Source organism: Paenibacillus sp. P4_A7 (assembly GCF_056402455.1).
In genome coordinates, this window is the sequence record NZ_JBFUHJ010000074.1 from 1 (window position 1) to 20711 (window position 20711).

General features: G+C 41.9%; 19 protein-coding genes and 2 pseudogenes. 5 read left to right on the forward strand and 16 right to left on the reverse strand.

Translation table 11 applies throughout. The features are described from left to right. Together AC1DWN_RS12510 and AC1DWN_RS12515 are read left to right on the forward strand one after the other, a co-directional pair. Positions 1-298: pseudogene (locus AC1DWN_RS12510) on the forward strand (TetR/AcrR family transcriptional regulator); the annotation flags it as partial. Continuing rightward, entirely contained in the window at positions 295-1377 is a 1083-nt protein-coding gene (locus tag AC1DWN_RS12515) for a DUF418 domain-containing protein (protein ID WP_477559230.1), read from the forward strand. The pseudogene AC1DWN_RS12510 and the gene AC1DWN_RS12515, both read left to right, overlap by 4 nt. Before the next feature lie 97 nt (positions 1378-1474). On the opposite strand, the gene AC1DWN_RS12520 is transcribed toward AC1DWN_RS12515, so the two are convergent. From AC1DWN_RS12520 to AC1DWN_RS12535, 4 genes are all read right to left on the reverse strand, one after another. After that, on the reverse strand, positions 1475-3421 hold the full coding sequence (locus AC1DWN_RS12520) for an ABC transporter permease (RefSeq protein ID WP_477559231.1): 1947 nt from the start codon (positions 3419-3421) through the stop codon (positions 1475-1477). Then, positions 3411-4172: an ABC transporter ATP-binding protein gene (locus AC1DWN_RS12525; protein WP_477559232.1), complete on the reverse strand. Its 762-nt coding sequence runs from the start codon at positions 4170-4172 to the stop codon at positions 3411-3413. Before AC1DWN_RS12525 ends, AC1DWN_RS12520 begins: the two co-directional genes overlap by 11 nt. A gap of 100 nt (positions 4173-4272) precedes the next feature. Further along, on the reverse strand, positions 4273-5277 hold the full coding sequence (locus AC1DWN_RS12530; protein ID WP_477559233.1) for a sensor histidine kinase: 1005 nt from the start codon (positions 5275-5277) through the stop codon (positions 4273-4275). After that, positions 5270-5965, reverse strand: a complete 696-nt coding sequence (locus AC1DWN_RS12535; protein WP_477559247.1) for a response regulator transcription factor — start codon at positions 5963-5965, stop codon at positions 5270-5272. Before AC1DWN_RS12535 ends, AC1DWN_RS12530 begins: the two co-directional genes overlap by 8 nt. Before the next feature lie 96 nt (positions 5966-6061). Here AC1DWN_RS12535 and AC1DWN_RS12540 point away from each other — a divergent pair. Both AC1DWN_RS12540 and AC1DWN_RS12545 read left to right on the forward strand, forming a co-directional pair. After that, a pseudogene (locus AC1DWN_RS12540) lies at positions 6062-6250 on the forward strand (NUDIX hydrolase); the annotation flags it as partial. A 296-nt stretch (positions 6251-6546) separates the two neighbouring features. After that, on the forward strand, positions 6547-8316 hold the full coding sequence (locus AC1DWN_RS12545) for a glycoside hydrolase family 2 protein (RefSeq protein WP_477559234.1): 1770 nt from the start codon (positions 6547-6549) through the stop codon (positions 8314-8316). A gap of 88 nt (positions 8317-8404) precedes the next feature. Here the strand turns inward: AC1DWN_RS12545 and AC1DWN_RS12550 are convergent, their stop codons facing one another. Then, positions 8405-9019: a glycerol-3-phosphate acyltransferase gene (locus AC1DWN_RS12550; RefSeq protein WP_477559235.1), complete on the reverse strand. Its 615-nt coding sequence runs from the start codon at positions 9017-9019 to the stop codon at positions 8405-8407. Beyond that, on the reverse strand, positions 9016-10110 hold the full coding sequence (locus tag AC1DWN_RS12555; RefSeq protein ID WP_477559236.1) for a glycosyltransferase family 2 protein: 1095 nt from the start codon (positions 10108-10110) through the stop codon (positions 9016-9018). The genes AC1DWN_RS12550 and AC1DWN_RS12555 overlap by 4 nt, the downstream gene beginning before the upstream one ends. A gap of 150 nt (positions 10111-10260) precedes the next feature. On the opposite strand from AC1DWN_RS12555, the gene pyrF reads away from it, so the two are divergent. Next, positions 10261-11196 (forward strand): orotidine-5'-phosphate decarboxylase, encoded by a 936-nt coding sequence (gene pyrF, locus AC1DWN_RS12560; protein ID WP_477559237.1) that lies wholly within the window; start codon positions 10261-10263, stop codon positions 11194-11196. A 338-nt stretch (positions 11197-11534) separates the two neighbouring features. Here pyrF and AC1DWN_RS12565 read toward each other — a convergent pair whose 3' ends face one another. From AC1DWN_RS12565 to AC1DWN_RS12610, 10 genes are all read right to left on the reverse strand, one after another. Beyond that, positions 11535-12638, reverse strand: coding sequence for an SGNH/GDSL hydrolase family protein (locus AC1DWN_RS12565; RefSeq protein WP_477559238.1), 1104 nt, complete (start codon positions 12636-12638; stop codon positions 11535-11537). Between the two features lie 14 nt (positions 12639-12652). Next, the gene (locus AC1DWN_RS12570) at positions 12653-12865 is read right to left on the reverse strand and encodes an S-layer homology domain-containing protein (protein WP_477559239.1); all 213 of its coding nucleotides are present in this window, start codon (positions 12863-12865) and stop codon (positions 12653-12655) included. Between the two features lie 307 nt (positions 12866-13172). Next, entirely contained in the window at positions 13173-13880 is a 708-nt protein-coding gene (locus AC1DWN_RS12575) for an SGNH/GDSL hydrolase family protein (protein WP_477559240.1), read from the reverse strand. Between the two features lie 43 nt (positions 13881-13923). After that, positions 13924-14301, reverse strand: a complete 378-nt coding sequence (locus AC1DWN_RS12580; RefSeq protein WP_477559241.1) for a sensory rhodopsin transducer — start codon at positions 14299-14301, stop codon at positions 13924-13926. Positions 14302-14313: 12 nt separating this feature from the next. Continuing rightward, positions 14314-15510: a M24 family metallopeptidase gene (locus AC1DWN_RS12585; protein ID WP_477559242.1), complete on the reverse strand. Its 1197-nt coding sequence runs from the start codon at positions 15508-15510 to the stop codon at positions 14314-14316. 44 nt (positions 15511-15554) lie between these two features. Continuing rightward, a complete protein-coding gene (locus AC1DWN_RS12590) occupies positions 15555-17039 on the reverse strand; it encodes a hypothetical protein (protein ID WP_477559243.1) in 1485 nt (494 codons plus the stop codon). Continuing rightward, positions 17032-17865 (reverse strand): amidohydrolase family protein, encoded by an 834-nt coding sequence (locus AC1DWN_RS12595; RefSeq protein ID WP_477559244.1) that lies wholly within the window; start codon positions 17863-17865, stop codon positions 17032-17034. Before AC1DWN_RS12595 ends, AC1DWN_RS12590 begins: the two co-directional genes overlap by 8 nt. Next, complete coding sequence (locus AC1DWN_RS12600) at positions 17862-18647, reverse strand: amidohydrolase family protein (RefSeq protein ID WP_477559245.1); 786 nt, start codon at positions 18645-18647, stop codon at positions 17862-17864. Before AC1DWN_RS12600 ends, AC1DWN_RS12595 begins: the two co-directional genes overlap by 4 nt. Before the next feature lie 16 nt (positions 18648-18663). Then, entirely contained in the window at positions 18664-19701 is a 1038-nt protein-coding gene (locus AC1DWN_RS12605; RefSeq protein WP_477559248.1) for a phosphotriesterase family protein, read from the reverse strand. A gap of 54 nt (positions 19702-19755) precedes the next feature. Next, positions 19756-20711: hypothetical protein (locus AC1DWN_RS12610; protein ID WP_477559246.1), on the reverse strand; the 956-nt coding region annotated here is incomplete at its 5' end.

The following is a 20711-nucleotide window of genomic DNA, read 5'->3' on the forward strand; positions in this document are numbered from 1 at the left end:
GGATATCTATTACTCTCGCATAATGAATCAGTACCAAGCGCTTGGATATCGAAATCCAAAATATACTCAAAAATTGGTTGAGAGTTTGGACGGATTTACAATCGGATTTGCTCAGCTTCTGCGTCACGGGGTTTCAATTGGGGCTATCGATGATAGAGATGAGCTGATTAATGCACAAATGCTAACTATGATCATTGATAGTATGGATAATTTCATCAACTACGGATTAGTGTATCGTTATGAAGAGATATGGACGAAAACGGTCGTCACTATTCTGAAGGGGGACTCCGTGAAATGAGTCATTTGACGCAGCGTATAACTGCGCTTGATTATGCACGGGCCTGGGCTATTTTCGGGATGATTATCGTTAACTATAAGCTTGCAATGTCTGCAGAAAATGACGGGGCAGCATGGCTGAGAGCAATAGCGGGTCTGTTTGAAGGGCGAGCATCTGCTTTGTTTGTTGTACTGGCAGGCATCGGAATATCCTTAATGACTGCAAAAGCAAGAAGTACGATGGACAAGGATATCATTCGTCAAAACCGTCATAGCTTTTACCGACGATCTATATTTTTACTTATAGCTGGTATTCTCTTACTGCTTACCGGCTGGAGTGCTGACATCCTACACTATTACGCCGTGTTCATGCTTGTGGCTTCCGCTTTGATTACCGTTTCCGATAACAAAATACTCGGTCTGTCTGCGGTTATTCTGTTCCTATCACAGTTCTGTTTGATCATCTTTGACTATAGCAAAGGTTGGGATACTAGCTTTCACGAATATACGGACTTTTGGACGATAAATGGTTTTATTCGAAATCTTGTTTTTAATGGATTCCATCCGATTTTTCCCTGGGTATGTTTTTTTCTATTCGGTATGTGGATCGGTAGAAAGCGTTGGCTCGATAAGGAAAACCAACCTAAGGTTCTGCTCTATTCGTTGTCTGGGACTGTAATTTTGGAGATAATATCCTATTGCCTGATCAAATGGACTTCACCTGTACTGGATATAGATTCAGCAACTTATCTCTTTACGACGAAACCAATACCGCCCACGGCACTTTATGTGCTCTCTGGCTCGTGTTCGGCAGTAGCCTTCATCGCGGTCAGTGTATATGTAGTTAATAAATTCGAGAATTCTCTTATCACACGGGCGATTATCAACACCGGACAGCTATCTTTATCTCATTATATCGGGCATGTAGTCATCGGCTTGGGTTTTCTAGAGGCAATCGATTATTTGGAAAATGGAAGTCTACCTTTTGCAATCGCATATGGATGCGCTTATTTCGTAGTCGCTATATTCTTTTCGCATATGTGGAGAAAGTGGATGAAAAGAGGCCCGGTCGAGCTGCTCATGAGGAGAATAAGCCGATGATATTTAAGTTAAATAAATTTATGAGGTTTAGACGTTTTTATGTAAAAAAAATACAAAGCACCCCAGTACCTTGTACTGGGGTGCTCGCTTTTATCCATTAAAGCGAATCTTTGATTACTTTTTTGTAATAAAAAACAGAGAGTATTCCGAAAATCGAGTACAATGCCGTGTATAGCACCATGACAATAATCATAGGTGCATAAAGCTCTGATCCGAATAAAAACCAGCCAGATTGGACGGCGAAATAGCTATGAAGCAGGCCAACGATCAATGGTATTCCGAAATTAAACAGCTGCTTCGTTTGAATACCTTTTAGCAAATCTACCTGTGTGAAGCCTAGCTTTCTGAGAATGGTATAGCTGGACTTCTCTTCTTCACTTTCATCCATTTGTTTAAAATCAAGAATACAACCAGATGTGATGAGGAAGGTTAATCCGAGAAAACCAACGATAAACATAATTAGCCCCATGTTAAGCTTCTGATGGTCGCGCATTGCAATTTGAGAATCGTAAGCATTAATAGTGTTAAACCCTATTTCACGAAAAATTGCATTCGCTTCTTCCACATTTGCTTTATCTTTCATCTCAATTCCAACATAAACAGAAGATTTTTTCTGGATAGCAGGATTCAAATCTTGTTTCAAACGATTAAAAATCGTTTCGTCGACAATGGCAACGGGCATGCCGCCGCTCGTGAAAAATCCTGAAACCGGTGACTCTCGATTTGTCTCTTTATATGATTGCGGAATAACTTCACTCTTACCTTTAAGCTCAATCGGGCCAGCTTTTTTTATTTCCATAAATTTTGTCAGTACGCCGCCTGATTTTGTGAGAAGGGCTTCGTCTGCGGATAAATTCATGTTCTCGAAGGCTTGTTCACTAATGACGGCTGAAGTAACAACAGTCGGATCAAAGTTCATTCCTTCCATTTGCGTTTTCAGAATGCTCTTTATATTGATATCGGCTTGTAGTACCTCAATTATTTTTTCGGTATACGGCAAGTTTTTATCCGTTAATCTGGCTTTGAATTTGTCTGCATCTTGTAGGTTTGTAATCGAGAAATCAGCAGGGACATAGCGTTTGGCCGATGCTTCCGCTGAATAATAGGAAATATAGCTTAGACATAACAGACCAATTGCAAGCGCCGATACCGTTGTAATAATAGTTAACAATACCGCATTTGATTTCATTCGGAACATAATGGAGGATAAAGACATGACATCATTAATCGATAGATGGCCATTCTTTTTCTTCCGAATCATATTAAATATAAAGCTGACAGACCCTTTATAGAACAAGTAAGTACCAATAATAACGGAGCCCAATATAAATACCATCGCTGCGAATAGCTCAACCATTGAAACGAAGTCCCCGCCAAAAAGCTTCGAGGAAACATAATAGCCTAAAGCGATCAATGCCATTCCGATTATGCCCATCAGCATTTCGAGGAACGACATCTTCTTGACTCTTCCTTCTGTTACAGAAGTAGCTTTGAATAAAGATAATATCGTTTGTCTTTTGATGAACCTATAATTCATAAGCATAATAAAGAGATAGATCACAGAAAACACAATGAGTGTTTGAATTAAAGCATTCGTTGAAAAATGAAGCTCTGCTATGGCATTGACGCCAATCGTATTAAATAACATCATAATAAGCATTTTTGATACGGAAAATCCTGCAAATATGCCGAGTACTAATGATCCGAAATAGAGAATAAAGTTCTCTGCGGTTAGAATACGAAAGATTTTATGTTTGGTCATTCCAATGAGTTGAAATAAGCCAATCTCTTTGCTGCGTCGTTTGATAAAGATGTTATTGGCGTATAACAGAAATATAGAAACGATAGCCACAAGAATGACAGACGCTGCTTTGATGGCAGCTGCTCCTTTAATGGACCCTTTTGCTTCATCCATAGAAGGGTCAAATTGCAGGGTGACAAACGCGAAATATAGTGCGGCACTGAAAACTAAAGCAAAAACATAAAGATAATAGTTTTTCAGATTTTTTCGCAGATTTCGGAACATGAGATGATTAATGCTCATTTTGCACCCCGCCCAAAACACTCTGTGTTTTCATGATGTCGCTAAAGAAAGCTTGTCTTGTTTCTTCGCCTTTATTTAGCTGTGTGAAGATTTGACCGTCTTTGATAAATATAACTCTGCTGCAATAGCTTGCTGCAACTGGGTCATGAGTGACCATAACGATCGTAGATTTCAGCTTTTGATTTAAATCACTTAGTTTATTCAATAAGTCGGAAGCGGATTTGGAATCAAGTGCGCCGGTCGGCTCGTCAGCAAAAATAATGCTCGGTTCATGGATGAACGCTCGTGCCGCGGAGGTACGTTGTTTTTGTCCGCCTGAAATTTCGTTTGGATACTTATCTTTTAGTTCATAAATACCGAGCTCGTTCGCAAGAGTTTGGAACCGCAGCTCGACTTCTTTTTTCGGCGTCTTTGTAATGGATAAGGGTAAAAGAATGTTTTCCTTAACCGTCAATGTGTCAAGCAGGTTATACTCTTGAAACACAAACCCCAAATGACTTTTCCGAAATTCAGCCAGCTGCTTCTCTTTCAAGCGGGAAATTTCTTTTCCTTCAATTGTAATGGTGCCGCTACTAATATGATCGATCGATGACAGAACGTTGAGTAATGTCGTTTTCCCTGAGCCTGAAGATCCCATGATGCTCACGAATTCGCCCTTTTCAATCCGAATATCCAAACCTTTTAACACTTCATGTTTGTTGAATTTGTTACCATAAATTTTGTGGATTTTATTTGCTTCAAGAATTACCATATCGACACACTCCCTTTTCTCGTTAGCTTTATTATAAAAGGGTCCGTTCTGTTTATCCTTCGATTGTCCGAACAAAATATAAAAGCATGTGACATTATTGTCACACGCTTGTAATTCGAACAAATTCATTTTTTTGCGGAAAAGAGAGTGTAACTGTCGTGCCTTCACCGAGTATGGATTCCACATGAATATGGATGAACAAAGACAAAGCTGCTTTTTTGGCCAAATATAAGCCCACCCCAGTAGCGGCGGTGTCTCGATGCATCGTAGTTGATGTGAAGCCTTTATCAAAAATACGTGGCAAATCTCTAGGGTCAATGCCTCGACCGCAATCTTGCACCTTAAGAATAGTCTGATCAGCGTGCTTATAACTAGTAATCGTAATATCCGTGGCTTCACTATATTTCACAGCGTTAGTTAGCAGTTGCCTAATAATAAAGGCGACCCATTTGGCATCACTTACAACGGTAGCTGCTTCTAATTCGATATCAAAGCCGATCCCTTTCTGAATGCACCAGGATTGCAGCGTTTTGATTTCATTGAATATGACCGTTTCTAAATCGGTGTTCTCCATAAACAAATCATTTTCAATAAATAGAATTCGTCTTTGATGGAGCTGTTGGTCAAGCAGATGATGGATTCGCAGCCATTCATATGTCAAATTTGATTTCATCGTGTCATCATCCAAACGGTCAATCATTAAACGCATGGCTGTTAAAGGTGTTTTCACTTCATGAATCCAAGCAAGCAAGTCATCCTTTTCCTGCTCCAAAGTCATCAGATTTTGTGACGAAGCCTGCTTTGAAAATTGGACTTGGTTTGTCATACAGGTTTCAATGATTTGTTCAAACGGACTATCTGGCATGCTTATTCTCGATAAATCGAGATTTTCATTTTGCTCTTCTAGACTTTTGTAAAACTTCGTCTCTATGTGGTAGCGAATAAAAAAAAATAGAATAAAGATGATTACGGATAAAAAGACGATATAGAGCATGGAAGTGAGCGGGACCGCTGAATCCATAAAAGATACAAAGATAACTAATAGCTGCATGAATAGAAATAAAGCGATCCAGCTGCGTCTTTCGATTAGATATCGTTTAATCATAGCCATTCGCCTCCTCAATAGCCATATAGCCTTGTCCTACTTTTGTTTCAATGTTGGCGCCCAAGCCTAGCTCATCGAGCTTTTTGCGTAGACGGTTAACGTTGACGGTAAGCGTATTGTCGCTAATGAACCGCTTGTCATCCCACAAGTGGTTAATGATTTCGTCACGGTTTACAATTTTATTTTTTTTATCAATTAGCAGCTTGAGTATGTATACTTCATTTTTTGTAAGCTCTATGGTTCCTTCAGCATTCATCACTGTATTTCTCTCATAATCGACAGCTGCACCGCACCATGTTTTGAGCTCGTTTTTCTCCGAATTGTAATTATAGACGCGACGAAGAATGGCTTGCACCTTTGCAATTAACACATCGAAATGAAAAGGTTTTTGGATAAAATCATCGGCACCAAGCTGCATAGACATGACGATATCAGTAGGGTGGTCGCGTGAGGATAAAAATATAATCGGGATGTTGGAGTTAGCTCGAATGAGTCTGCACCAATGAAAACCATCAAATTTGGGTAATTGAATGTCAATCACGACTAAGTCAGGCTGAATAGCTGTGAATTCTTGAATCACCTTACTAAAATCGTGAATACCATACACATCATAGGACCAAAGCGATAATCGTTCTTTGATCTCTTTAAAAAGCGTCGTATCATCTTCAATTAACAATAGCTTAAACAGAGTCATTCACCACACATTTTTTACAACTAATTCTATAGTAAAACATTTACACAATCTAGGCAGCAAATGGAAGAACTCTAGTCCGAAAAAAATGAATCTACGGAGGATACTGCTAAGAGGGAAGTGTTAGAGGAAACAGGCTTAGATGTTACGGCGGAGAGACTGACTGGGATCTACTATGATCCCGACAATGATATGCACCATTTTGTATTCACTTGTAAAAAGAACGATCTTCAACTCCCTCAACTTCACTATTCAGCGAATAATTCATGCGTTAAATGCTGATAACAATAAATTATTTCATGTTATCGGCCCAAGACAATGGATAGAGTAAAATCATATGACCCGAAAGATAGACACTTTGAAAAAAGTTGCCCGTCTTTCGGGTTTTCTGTTTGAGTTTTTAAGATTCATTAATTTAATAATTAACATTTTAGTTAATTATATAACACAATCATCTATTGTCAAGGGCTTATTGACAACCTAATAACCATTTTATATACTGTTTTTGAGTCAAATATCTTTATTAACGGATTATTTAATTAACTTTTTTATTAACCATTGTTTTGAGGAGGGTTATTGTGACCATAACTAAACAATCTATCCCGCGTCCAGAGTATCCGCGCCCGCAAATGGTTCGCTCCGAGTGGCTTAACCTTAACGGCGAGTGGGAATTTGAAATCGATCATGGTAAGAGCGGAAAACATCGCAATTTGTTTGAGGCTTCTAGCTTACAAGATAAAATATCAGTTCCTTTCTGTCCGGAGAGCAAGCTGTCCGGCATTGCGTACAAAGATTTCATGCGTGCTGTCTGGTATCGCAAGGAAATAGAAATTCCTTCCGAATGGAATAGCAGTCGTATCCTCATTCATTTCGGTGCGGTTGATTACGAAACTGAGGTGTGGGTGAACGGTATTTCTGCCGGTACGCATCGCGGTGGCTATTCTTCATTTTCGTTAGATATCACTCACCTGATCCAAACCGGTATCAACGTGTTGACCGTATGTGCAGAAGATGATGCTCGTTCCGGTCTGCAGCCTCGCGGCAAACAATCTGGTATGTATCATTCAAATGGATGTGATTATACGAGAACCACGGGAATCTGGCAGACCGTATGGCTCGAGTCCGTACCGCAGCAGTATATTCAATCCTTCAAATTGACTCCGGATCCTGACAACCACTCCCTGCATGTTGAGGGTGAATTTATTGGTGCTGATGGTTTAACATTTACTGTAGAAGCATCATTCGATGGTAAAAAAGTTGGCCTACAGGCCGCTGTAGTGAATGGAAAGCAAGCACGTTTAATCGTAAATCTCTCAGAAAGTCATTTATGGGAAATTGGTTCACCAAACCTCTACGATCTATCACTATCCATCCAGAATAATGAGAAAATAATTGATACGGTAGAAAGCTACTTCGGCCTTCGCTCTGTGAAATGGGATAACAATGCGATTCTCATAAACGGTAAACCCGTTTTCCAGCGATTGGTGCTGGATCAAGGCTTTTATCCAGAAGGTATTTACACGGCTCCTACGGATGAGGATTTAAAAAGAGACATTGAATTGTCTATGAGTCTTGGCTTCAACGGCGCCCGCTTGCATGAGAAAGTGTTTGAAGCCCGCTTTTTGTACTGGGCTGACCAATTGGGTTACATCGTATGGGGTGAACACGCGAACTGGGGACTCGATATTTCGACAGCACAAGGGCTTCAACAATTTTTACCGGAGTGGATTGAAATTGTGAACCGTGATTATAATAGCCCTGCTTTAGTGGGCTGGTGCCCGTTCAATGAAACCTGGGATGGCCCACAGGGAACTCGCCAAAATGATGAGGTGCTGCGCATCACTTATCAAGTGACCAAATTACTGGATGCTACTCGCCCGGTCATTGACACAAGCGGTAACTTCCATGTCATCACAGATATTTTCGATATACATGATTATGAGCAGAATCCGGAGAAGTTTGCCAAAAGTTACGAATCGATGCGTAGTGGAGGGGAGCGGTTTGTTACCTTCCCTGACCGTCAGAAATACGAAGGGCAACCTTACTTTGTTAGCGAGTACGGCGGCATTTGGTGGAATCCTGGTCAAGCCGATCAGAAGAGCTGGGGCTATGGCGACCGTCCGAAGACGGAGGAAGAATTCCTTTCTCGTTATGAAGGCTTAACGTTAGCGTTGTTGGAAAATCCATATATCTGCGCATTTTGCTACACACAGCTCTACGATATCGAACAGGAAGTGAATGGCCTCCTTACTTACGATCGTAATCATAAATTTGATCCCGAAGTCATCCGCCGTATCAATTCAACTATTGCGGCTATTGAAAAGCAGGCAGTAGACGCTGCTAAATAACGTAGCTTTTCACACAAAAAATTTTCATGAAAAACAAGCCACTCCCCTAAGGAATGGCTTGTTTTTTGACAAACATATTTGCCTATGGCTATACTCCTCTGTTGAACAATCTTCTCCACCCAGCAGCCAGTTCAAATCTGTGGGTATACACTAGGATCACGAAATTCCCAAACCAAATCCAAAGAATAGCAGCAGAGAACATCCTCATATACAAGTAAACGAAAAGGAGCAGCATACCACTTACAACCTGCAAGCCATCCGATTCAGACGATTTTGGTTTTCCTTTATATAACAAGCGGATCACAGCCAACATTAACGCTAAAATTACAGCATAAGCCAAAGAAGCCTCGAACACTGTCAACGCACTCCACACTCCGAAGGTTACAGCAATGGCCTTTCCTCCCTTCCCTTTAAGAAATGGAGTAAAGGCATGACCAGCAACGGGAGCAATGGCCAACGGAACGATGTAATAACCTTGCGCATAATGGCTCCCGATAAACAAAATAACGGGAACATACCCTTTTAGAAAATCCAATAAAATACCGGCAATACCGAGTTTATAGCCTGATGCCTTCCATAGATTCATGGCACCCGGATTACCATCGCCAACGGCTTTTAGATTCTTTTTACCCACTAGACTGAGCCAATATGAAAACATAAGAGAACCCGACAGAAACGAGCCCGCAGTCATCAAAATGATCATAGATCACCCTTGCCCCCCACTCGGACGTTCCTTCCTTTCCATCTTACTTGCCCTAGAACAACGACCTGGTACAACGAATAAAGCATAATTACAACGAAGAATAAGGAAGCAAGAAAATGTAGAACAGGAATTACGATCCCAAACACACCTACATATTTAATGAAATAAAACAACTGCACCATGTACATGAGATAACCGATGAACAAAGGCACTGCCCATGAAGTGTTCGCAAAAATAAGCACGGTTTCCGACGCCAGGAGTCCCACCACCCAAATGGCTATAGGGACAATCGTCCATGGGCTCAGTGTGGAAGTGCTTAAGACCGCTCCCTTACTAAAGCCTTCTATCTCACTTCGTATTCCTTGCGGGTACATACGGAACGAAACCAAGTCATATCCAATAAAATTGGTAACTCGGATACCAGCTGCAACAAATTTCGATCCTAGAAATAAATCATCCAGCACTTCAGACTTAATGCTTTCATGACCATTAATTTTTTCGTAATCCTCCCTTAGGGCCAGAATACAGGAACCATACAGACCTTTCTTAGGGTTATTTCTTTCAAAAACGGATGTAAACGCGAATATACCCAGCATATTTAAGATCAGAGCGAGCTTTTCATACAGCTTTTCTGTATGGTGAAAAGGAACAACTGAAATGACACCCTTCGATCGTTCCCTCGCTTTCAATAATGTTTCCAGCGCGTTAGGCGCGAGTCTTATATCCGCATCCAATAAAGCAAAGACATCGCCTGATGCCTGTAAATATCCATTCCAAACAGCCCAGCTCTTACCCGTCCATCCCTGAGGCAAGCTGCTGTTAGCAATAACTGTGACTCCATAGCTTTCAGCTATATTTTTAGTCCGATCATCAGAGAAATCATCTACAACAATAATTTCGAAGGGTTGAATGGTTTGTGCCTTGAGGGATTCGAGCAGATGAGGCAGATTACATTCTTCATTTCTAGCAGGAATGATAATGGACAGTTTACGTAAACCMTGATATGGCTCATGAGTAACGGCCAATGTGTTTTTTTTGAATAGAAAAAAACCACACAGACATCCGACTAGCATTAAAATGATAATCCACATGTTCTGATCCCCCTTCATGTATCTAATATATATGAGGGATTGACGCGTATTATTTTCGTTTCAACTGAGAACTCATTCCATTCTTTCATTGCTAGGGATAATTCCCTAGCTTATACTTAACGATGGAATAAAATGCTAGGGGGGATTAGTTTGGATAATTTCGCAGATATATTAATAGACGTAAGTATAAAGAAAAAGAGTGTGTTAGTGGTCGGATTAGACCCTGACATCACGTATTTTCCAAACTTTTTACTAAAAGATGTACACACCTCTTCTAATGAATCCATTGCTGAAGCCATTTATGAATTCAATAAAATAGTGATTGATGCTGTTGCTGAGTATGTTGTAGCTGTCAAACCACAGCTCGCTTATTATGAGGTTTACGGAAGCTATGGAATTAGAGCATTAGAAAGAACGATCAGCTATGCACGTTCCAAAGAGCTAATTGTTATCAACGATGCCAAAAGAGGAGATATTGGCTCAACATCACTCGCCTATGCACATGCCTTTTTAACGAATGGGCCAATGTCAGGGGATATGGTTACAGTAAATCCATTCTTGGGCAGCGACGGCTATATGCCTTTCGTTGAAGTTGCCAAAGATAATAATAAAGGGATCTTTGTGCTGCTTAAAACCTCTAATCCTTCATCGCATGAAATACAAGACCTCAAATTAGAAAACGGTGAATTGCTCTACTTTAAATTAGCAGAAGACTTGACCAAATTAGCGCAGGAAACAAAAGGGACTAGCAATTACTCATTTATTGGTGCCGTTGTTGGAGCTACCTATCCTGAAGATGCTAAGAAGATACGAAAATTACTGCCTCATTCGATATTTCTTGTTCCTGGGTTTGGGGCGCAAGGAGGAAAAGCAGAGGATTTGAAAGTGTTTTTTGATGAAAATGGCAATGGAGCACTTATATCATCTTCACGGGGGATTATTTATTCTTATAGAAATGATAATGAGGATTGGGCAAAAATAAGTGAAACAGAAATGCGCAAGCATATAATAGAAGCAACGAATAAAGCGAATGAGCAAATAAACCTTGTGCGGCTTTGCAACTATCAGATACAGAGTACTCGGTAACACGCATGAGCATTATACCCGCGTAGTTTCAACTTTTGAAGTTAAATGAGATCGCTGAAGGGTCAGCTGCCAGTTAGTTTCAGGATCTGAACTTAATCGCCGGGTTAACTCGATCTGCACCCTCTTTCCGATGTTGTAGCTGCATATTCTGAAACTAAATCGTCTCAAATACCATCACGCAACTCGCTAGTTTCAGAATGTGAAACTAATTTAACCTCGCCTCCAGGCTGCCAGATGTATTAGAAGACTTCAACCGAAGAAGAGTTAAAAAAGCACAATTAGCTCCATTATTGCAAACAAAAAAGAGGGGTTCAGCACCCCTCTTTACTATTACATCACTAGTTACGGATGAGTTGAGTTAATTTCGGAGTCAATCCATCAGCCATCCTGAGAAAGCCGAGGTCAGTCGGGTGAATACCGTCGACCGTGCATTCGAACAAATCATGTTCGCCGAGCAGATTATCTCCTTCCATGAAAGTGATATTCATATCACCCTCTTCTCTGAGTTTCTTAACCGTCTTCTCCGCCAGTGATTTAAGTTCCAAACGATTACGCATGGCTTCCTTGTTTATATGTTCCACGCTGTATTGTATTTTAGAAACAACTAAGATCGGTACATCAGAGTGGTGCTCTCGGTATATTCGAATAAAATCAGCCAGCGTTGTCTTATATTCTTCTACCGTAACATTGGCTTCATAATCGAGAACCAATAATCCCGGATTATCAATGCTTGCAATGATATGCGCCAATTCCGGTTCTCCTTTACCATTTCCGGAAAATCCAAGATTAATAAATTCATAAGGTAATCTACGACTCAGGATGTTCGTATAGCTCATCCCCGGCCTTGATGCGCAGCCTCCTTGAGTAATGGATGTTCCATATACAATAATTCTCTTGTCGCTATGATACGGTGGAGAGGCGATCACTTCTGCATCTTGATCGAATCCGATCGATATTTCTTTTACCCCCTGATATAAGGGGAAATTCAGTACGACATTCCTCATTTGACGATCCAACGATTCAAATAGGATGCATTCGTAGTTGCTTTGTGTATGGTCAAATTGTGTTGTTGAGAAATACACTTGCTGCCCGAACTGTCCGATATAGCAGTCAAACCCGCATTGTCCGGTAGCTGGCATATGATAAAAATTCGCCGGACCAGAGAGCTTGATACGAAGAGACAATTTGGACGAATTCGTCTGAAAATGAATTTGACCTCCCGCCGTACAATTCGCCAATTCATCCACGGCCTCGCGAATGGGAAATGTGGGAGAAACGGGCAACCTCCGATATTTCCCTTCTTCTAAAAGCCAGGCAAATCCGCTAACCCGGAATGGTGAAACACATGGCGATAGCCACTGTAGATCGGCCTCGTTATGTTCAGATAACCTCATATTAGGGTCCAATTTCAAGAAATCCACACTATCCACTGATTCAGGCATGCATCTCACCTCTATCAATTATGATTTAATAGATTGTAAAGAGCTTGTGCAATGTCCGCACGGGTGGCAGATGCTGCCGGATTAAATCGGTTATTTCCAGTCCCCTTCATCAATCCCTCAACAAAAGCGTATTGGACGTATTCCACGGCCCAAGCAGATATTTGATCACTATCTACAAATGGGTTACCTGCTATTCCCAAATTTTCCGCCTTTGTCACTTTTGTCATGGATTATCTTATCTCGACTCGTGGCGTTCTGCATATGATGGTAGAACGGGCAGAATGCTGAATATCATCACCAAACACATCATTCTTACTATTATCCCTCTTGTCTTAGCTACTAACTTACCCATCAATTATCCCTCCAKCATATTATTGATTCACTACTCCATCTATGTAAAATGCTCACTCACTCTCATTCTAAAAGATGAGGGTAGCATGAATATCATTTCAGATTAAGAGTCATATGCTGAGGGAGCAAGATAGTTATAAGCAGCTCTTAGTTCTCGGGAAGTGCTGAGCTCGATATCTACTGTTAAAAATCATATAGGTCGTTAAGCGTCTCCTGTAATACTTGAGCCATGACATTATAACCGCGAACGTTGGGATGAATGCCGTCGAAGACGAGCTCCTCCCGCATGGCAAGCCCATCTGGTAAAGTCATCTTACTATGGTAATCCACAAAAATAGCATTCCGATTGTTCGCGATTTGGCGCAGCTCTGAATTAATGCGGACAATAGTTTCGTTACGGACAGCGGTCGTGGTGCTCATAGTTGTGCAGGTTGGTAGAATAGAACAAAGTACAGGGGTAATATTCGCGTCAATGGCGTGAATCAACATTTGTTCGATATCCCATGTAATTTCCTTATATAAATCATCCGGATGCTTGCGAACAATTTCATTCCACTCGTCTAATCCCCCTGTATTATTGATGCCGATCATGATAACGACAACCTTCGGCTTAAGCTGCAGGACATCGGCTTCGAATCGTTTCAAAACATACTCCGTCGTATCCCCGCCAATACCCCGATTGGCAATAAACCATCCAGAATGTTTGAAATACGCCTGCAGCTCCCACATGTGGGTGATGGAGTCACCTATAAACACATAATCGACAGGAGTCTGATGGTACATCAGTATTTCGTTTTTCGCATCGAATTCCATTCGCCTGCTGTCGGCCGCAACCGTCATGCCAAATAGCCCCGGCCGTACGATATCCAATCGATTATGAGTCCACTTCATACACACCTTCCTCTCCCAAACACCTTCATTTAACTGCTGTAAATTATTCCGAGTACCCCATCATCCCAATATAAGCCAAATTCGGCTGGGCAATATCCATTCTGCCATACTGAATAATCACTTCAATGCTGCTTCTAAAACGTAGTGAATATTGGAGCTGCCGGTCCAACTGAATACCGCCAATTTCATCTGGATGATCCATCCGAATACATTTGACTCTTCTGGCCTGCACAACAATCTTTATATTCGCGTCAGGCTCCCTATCTTCATAGTAAATGTCCATGAAAATCTCCGCTTCTTCATCATGGCAGTTTAAAATCATGATAGCTTCGTGGCCTTCAAAATTCTCATGCTCGACTTTCCCTTTGTACGGCAAATAACCGTCAATGATATACCAGTTTTTCGCACCCTGCTTATCCATGTATGCCTCCTATTAAACAAGTGAAATGATCTCCTGTTCTCTCCACGTTTTACTTAATTGCCTGACTAGCTTTGACATCGATTCATATCCTGTTTCAGTTACAAGCAAGCTTTCTTCAATCCGGTTTGAACCGTGAGGATGTCCAAAAAGACTTACATCCGTATTTACTGTCATTCCTGCCTTGAACGTCGAGGTTGAATGCTCATCTGGATATGGTGACTCAGCCTCGGCTAAACCACAGCCGTGCAAAGGTGGGTAAAGGTCATATTGGGTAACGCCTTGCGCTGCAAAAAAAGCTTTGACCGTACTTACCAATTCACCCTGTTTCGCACCTGCTTTCAGCTTGGATAATACAAGCTCTTCTGCTTCAACAAGCAGCGTTATAAAGGCTTTTTGCTCAGCACTCATGTCACCTRCAACAAAAGGGAAGCCTAGAGTGGCCACATAGCCTTCCACCTGCACCGCAATAGCTGCCATGATCATCTCACCGTTTTGAATCACTTTTCGCGATGCTCTCCCGATAATCGTATTGACCCGTTCACCGCTTGTGAGAAGACAGAAGGGGATGCTTTCCGCTCCTTGCTTGGTGCATTCTCCATATGCCAACGACGCCAGCTCTAGCTCCGTCATGCCAGGCTTCACCTGTTCAATCATCAGCTTGTATCCCGCATCGGCAATTCTTGCTGCTTCCTGCAAGCAGGCAATTTCCCGATTCGATTTGGTCATACGAAGTTGAAATAATAGATCACCGGCATCAACGATTTCTACGCCAGCAAAGCTTTGTGTAATTTCTCGCAATAAAGCTTCCGGCATGGCATCCAAGCCAACGATCCCCAATCTTTCCAGTCTATTCGAATCCTTAAGAYCGCTGCATATTACTTTCAAGCTTGTATAGTGGGCAAAAGGGTATTCAATCTTATCCGGTACAGTTACACAAGCAAATTCAGGAATCAGCCGAACATCCTTCCATGCACTCATTTCACGGCAAAACATTTCACCTTCCGGTGCTGCAATAACAAAGGGCTCGCCTACTAAAGGAACAACTGCTGCCCCTCTTTCAAATAAAGGCCAGTAATTGCTGATGTACCGTAAATTTTCTTTTCTATATTCATCTCCGTATACTAAGATCGTCTGAATATCTTTTTCTAGCATGAGCACCTTCAGCTTTTCAGCTCGTGCAACGAACTCTTCGCTTGGAATTTCAAACATGATTATAGGCCTCCCGTTCTACGTTAATAAATCATCAATTTACCTTAGTAAATTACTTTTCGAATCTTCATGAAATCAGCAATCGTCGCTAATTCCTCGGTAAAATCTCCATATCCGATGATGCAATGATGAGCAAAGCCCTCTTTGATCAATACTTTGAGAAACTGTTTAACCGGTGTTTCAAATTGAATGACTGCCGTAATTTCTTCACATGGGATGTTCTCTGGAATATGAAGTGCATTGCCTTTCACAATCAGCATTTTGTATCCGTCTGCATCGATGATGATATGGGCTACAGTGACTACACCCGCTTTCAGCGTATATTCAAACCCAAATCCTTTGCCTTTAAGTCCCCACTGCTCCGGAGAGCGATTAACCTTCACCGTGTTCATGTCTGTCGCATATTCCGTATTTGCATAACCATGATGGACCATCAGGATTGCGTTCAACTGCTCGTCGTATTCTCCCCACTCTGCGTATGCCGGGGTTTTGCCACTGAGTTTATTTAGAAGGATCATCATAATCAAACCATGGATATCCCCCTCGGTATTGACCACATATTTGCCCTCTTCATGCATAAGAGTGTTGGCCAAATAGGAGGTCGTTCCTGTCTTCTCCTCCACATAATGCTGACCTAGAAGGGTTAATGCATCCAATCTGAACCGTTCAATCGTGTTCTTCAACGCAACATAAAACTTAGACGATTTGTAGATATCCTCATCCTGAAGCCCGACAATACTGAACCGGCTCCTGGTGTTTTCTGCAATATCCTTGATCTCCTCATCCGTTACTTTGCTGAATTGTTCGAGCAAATGATCGACTTGAATGGATATGACATTGGGTCCAAGGGTGCCTTTAATCATCGTTTTATCATATTCAAAGTCATACATGCCTCTAAATACATGTCCAATGACACCTATATTGGTCGTTTTCAGACTTACATACGCCTTATATGCACGGATATATCGGCTCATTTCCTCGTAAGCAGATTCATCATTGATCGATCCAACCACAACCTTTAAGTCTGTATACCAGCCCATTTTCCTAAATGTTGCAGCCAGCTGGAGATTAGCGATCAATCCGCTATTCCGCAAAATATTCTCATAATTGGTTTTGAGATTAATCGCATTGTCATGCTGCGTATTAAAAAGAATGACCGGTACATGACGTATATGCTCCAATGCCTGGATCGCCATATAATCGGGACAGTAGGTGCCGGCTACATATACAATAAGATCAACCTGTTCAAGTGCTAACACTTTCCCCGCTTCATCAGCAGAATCGAGTGTGTCAATGATTCCGGGCCAAATGACATTTTTATGATTCAAGTGTTTCTGAAGATTATCGAATATGCAGGTCATATCTGCTGTAACGTTTTCCTTCAAGGAATCCGGAAACATCCGCCAATATTCAAAAAAACCGACTGTGAGCAGCCCGATCTTCAGCTCTTTATCCTGCACTCTTGTAGTTAGCAAATCCCCGAACACATTCCCTTTAGCGGTTTCAAAAGATTCTATCATTTCACTCATGATTGGTATGTTCCTTTCTATTTAGCAAGCGGATCGCATTATGATGAATAATATTTTGTATATCCTGATCATCGATTCCAGAGAATAACACACTTCCAAGCATGTAATGTGGGTCATACCAAGGAAAATCTGTACCGAATAAAACCTTCTCGGAGGATGCCCCCCTTACCATCTTTTGCACCATCCCATTTAAACGACCCGTATCACACAGCTCCAAGTAAACATTCGGCAAGCGGCTGGCTATTTCAATCGCATAGTCGGTTTCTCCCGGTGCGGAGTGACCGAGTAGAAATTTGATATTGGGGTATTTACGCGCTAATTCCGCCACCATTTGCGGGGGATTGTAGAGACTATGTCCCCAAGTATGTGAAAGCAGCAGCAGTCCCCGTTCGTTGGCAAATTCATAGATTTTGGTGAACTTCTCACCGTTGAGCGGGTACTTGTGATAATCGGGCAAAAACTTAAAGCCAACATAACCTTCTACTTGATCAAAGTTTGCTAGATCACGGTCCAAATCATGCTCGTAATTCGGATTAAACGTGTAGTAGCCGTATATTCTGCCTTGATATTGTTTCATTGCTGCAATAATTTCCGTGTTTCCCCCAATCGGGTCGAATAAAGCGCTGTGTGGTGCGGAAATGATACATTCGATATTCTCCCGGTCCATCGTTTGAAGCATCCGTGTCAGATCTGCTTCCGGCAAATAAGTTCCATAGAAAGGACCCATATGCGTGTGCATATCGATAATGGAGAGGCTGCTTAACCTTCCTGTTTCCATAAACTCTTCAGCCAGCTTTGATTTATTGGTCATCCGGATTCGGCTCATAGCTTCACCTCGCTCCACATTCTTTCCACATTTTTATGGGCAATATTTTCGATTTCCTCTCGTGTAATGTCAGCACCCACTAAGGTTGCGAGCGGGCCACCTATACCATTACTAGGGAAATCAGAGCCAAACAATATTTTTTCCGAACCGAATTTATTGCAAATGTCCTTAATTTCGCCTGCCGTCTGCATATCACCACTTTCGATATACACATTTTTGTAGGCTTTGAAGAGAGGGTACAGGAATCGATCATGGCTCCATAACCCATAGTTATTAATAATGACAGTCAGCTCAGGATACTCTTTGAGCACATTGTAAATGACTTCCCATCCTGCGCTCGGGGATAAGTATAAGGGGATATGGGCAGCTTCAATTTCTTGCAGTAGCTCACCCATCGTTACCGCATTTAATAGGTAACGGTTTCGCTCGGGATAAGCTCTTAACATCATGACCTTGGATACCTTCATCCTTTTAAACAGATTTTCCGCTGAAAATTCAGTTTCCGTAATCGGCGGCAGAATCGTCCAGGTTGGGATCAGTCTGTCAGGTGCTTTGTCTACATCGGTAAGAATGTTCTGATTGCCATAGCCAGGATCCACATCGATCATCGTGTTATGATAAACAATTGCTTGCTCGATTCCGCAGAAATCCAGCTCGGTCAGCAGCTCCTCGGCATTGCGAGCTTGCTTGACCTTTTCTTTAACCAGGAAATTCTCATGGTTAACAACCTCATAATTGACAGTTTTATAGCCGATGGCACAGTTACAATCAATAATTTTCATCGGACACCTCATCTCATTAATCTTTTCCATCATCCAAAAAGGCTGCGGGATTGTGTACCATCAAGGTTTCGATTTGCTCCGATGTGAATCCCTCATCCTCCATCATCGGGATGATGTTTGTAATCATATGGTCATAACCCCAGCCGCCATAGCTGTGCAAGCATGTTTTCAGGCAAATATCGTTGGATAGTAGTATTCTCGTAAGATATCCATGGTTGATCAATTCTTTAATTGCTCTAACCCGCTCAATATCTCTCGCAAAAAGACCTTTGAGGACACTTCTATGTCTCTTATCGGAATAGAATTCCTTCCCAAAATTATCAAATTCCACATAGACTCCTTGGTTAAGTAGATCCTTTATATAGTCCAGCTTGATATCGACATCAATATGGTTAATGCATATTTTCTCAGGCGCAGCTCCATGTTCAGTAAGTATCTTCACCACTTCATATCCGTTGGTTGCCCATAGATCTGTGTGCACATGAAGGCCAAGCCCGGTTTCCTTCTGCGTGATAGCAGCTGCGATCAGCGTCTTTTTTTCATTCGGATAGATGATTTCGCTGGTCCCAATTTCGCCAATAACACCTGCTTTGATAGCTGTTCCATCGATCCCATGTTTAATTTCATGGAGCATTTCTGCGGCAATACCTTCGATCGTCTTATCGTCCATATCCGGTGGATGGGAGGCTTTAATGTAGTAGCCGCAGCCAGCAATGATTTTGATATCGAGCGCCCTTGATAATCGGGCAAGCAGGACGGGGTCTCTTCCGATATCACGTAATGTTAGATCGACAAATGTCATGCCTCCGGCTTTTTTAAATTGCAGGATCTCCCACTCCATGACCTTTTCATCATCAAGCACCGCATTGTCAAACACGGCGTACGGATTCCGCTGCAGCCTGCCTAAATTGGACATGCTCACCTTTTCTTGGGCCAGTACCTTACCTGAAATCGTATGTGGTGCAGGTACCAGATTTCGCAATTCAATGAAAGCGTGTTCATGCGGCAGCACTAAACCCAGACTGTCCGCACTCACCTTCCCTGTTACTGTCATAACGGACAACTTATTCACCTTCCTCTTGTTTGAGGTACCTACCTATATAATTTGTTAGTCATTAAAGCTAATTTCCACTATGACCATGCCACGCCCTGGAACGATTAAATTAAAATTTGAATCCTTTGGCTTGATCGGTATACCTGGAAAATCAGTCAAAATGTTCATACTTGCAATGGGCCGACCTACATCGATATGCGCCCGTTTGTAGTTCATATGGAGATTTCTTATGAGAATCCTCCATATTCCATCCTCCATTTCCAATACGGTAGTTCGGATATGCTCCGAATGTTTGGTTACTTTCGGAGATCCTGCAGAATCTACCAACACCCGTATACATCTAGTAAGAAAGCTGTCAGATACCGGATTGAAATAAAGGCCAGTTATCCAAGATAATGAATCGTTAATTTTAGAAAGATCGTCCTGCGTACCCGATAGACTATTCGAATCCGTTTCCTCCACAAATGTGCTCAGCACTGTGCCGTTTGCATCACGCACCACACAAAAGAGCTGGTTCAGCTCGCATGCCCCATTCAAACCGATACTCTCCCTCTCATGCGAAATCCGCTCCGACATCCCACCTACTAGAACGGACGACCCATTTTGATAGGAGAGCACCTGCTGGAGCTCGTGTTCCGGTAATAAATGTACATTGGCCACGAATATGGTGCCATCAGTCTTCTTCAGTTGATTTACATTTACAACACATTGTATTGGCGCGCCGCGCTCGATCAATTCCGTTACAAATTTATGCACAGGCCAGCTGCGTGTTTCGGCATAATCTACTAATGAACGGTGCAGCACTTCGTCAGACCAAACAAAGCTAGCTCCTATAACCCGTTTAGCTAGACCCTCATACCCGAGGTTCCAGCGTTTTAAGAGCCAATCCCATCCATCCTTGCTTATCCCGTCCCCCAAACAAGCTACAAAACCCGATGTACAGCGTTTTACTCCATCTTGGTCCTGCAAATATATATTGGAAAATGAATAGATATCTCTTTCTACTAGAG

Coding starts and splice junctions, on each gene's coding strand:
- AC1DWN_RS12565 (WP_477559238.1), bottom strand. CDS start 12,638: ATGCCTGAATCAGTGGATAGTGTGGATTTCTTGAAATTGGACCCTAAT.
- AC1DWN_RS12570 (WP_477559239.1), bottom strand. CDS start 12,865: ATGACAAAAGTGACAAAGGCGGAAAATTTGGGAATAGCAGGTAACCCA.
- AC1DWN_RS12525 (WP_477559232.1), bottom strand. CDS start 4,172: ATGGTAATTCTTGAAGCAAATAAAATCCACAAAATTTATGGTAACAAA.
- AC1DWN_RS12550 (WP_477559235.1), bottom strand. CDS start 9,019: ATGATCATTTTGATGACTGCGGGCTCGTTTCTGTCGGGTTCTCTTATG.
- AC1DWN_RS12520 (WP_477559231.1), bottom strand. CDS start 3,421: ATGAGCATTAATCATCTCATGTTCCGAAATCTGCGAAAAAATCTGAAA.
- AC1DWN_RS12515 (WP_477559230.1), top strand. CDS start 295: ATGAGTCATTTGACGCAGCGTATAACTGCGCTTGATTATGCACGGGCC.
- AC1DWN_RS12600 (WP_477559245.1), bottom strand. CDS start 18,647: ATGAAAATTATTGATTGTAACTGTGCCATCGGCTATAAAACTGTCAAT.
- AC1DWN_RS12590 (WP_477559243.1), bottom strand. CDS start 17,039: ATGAGTGAAATGATAGAATCTTTTGAAACCGCTAAAGGGAATGTGTTC.
- AC1DWN_RS12580 (WP_477559241.1), bottom strand. CDS start 14,301: ATGGATAAGCAGGGTGCGAAAAACTGGTATATCATTGACGGTTATTTG.
- AC1DWN_RS12595 (WP_477559244.1), bottom strand. CDS start 17,865: ATGAGCCGAATCCGGATGACCAATAAATCAAAGCTGGCTGAAGAGTTT.
- AC1DWN_RS12575 (WP_477559240.1), bottom strand. CDS start 13,880: ATGAAGTGGACTCATAATCGATTGGATATCGTACGGCCGGGGCTATTT.
- AC1DWN_RS12530 (WP_477559233.1), bottom strand. CDS start 5,277: ATGATTAAACGATATCTAATCGAAAGACGCAGCTGGATCGCTTTATTT.
- AC1DWN_RS12605 (WP_477559248.1), bottom strand. CDS start 19,701: ATGACAGTAACAGGGAAGGTGAGTGCGGACAGTCTGGGTTTAGTGCTG.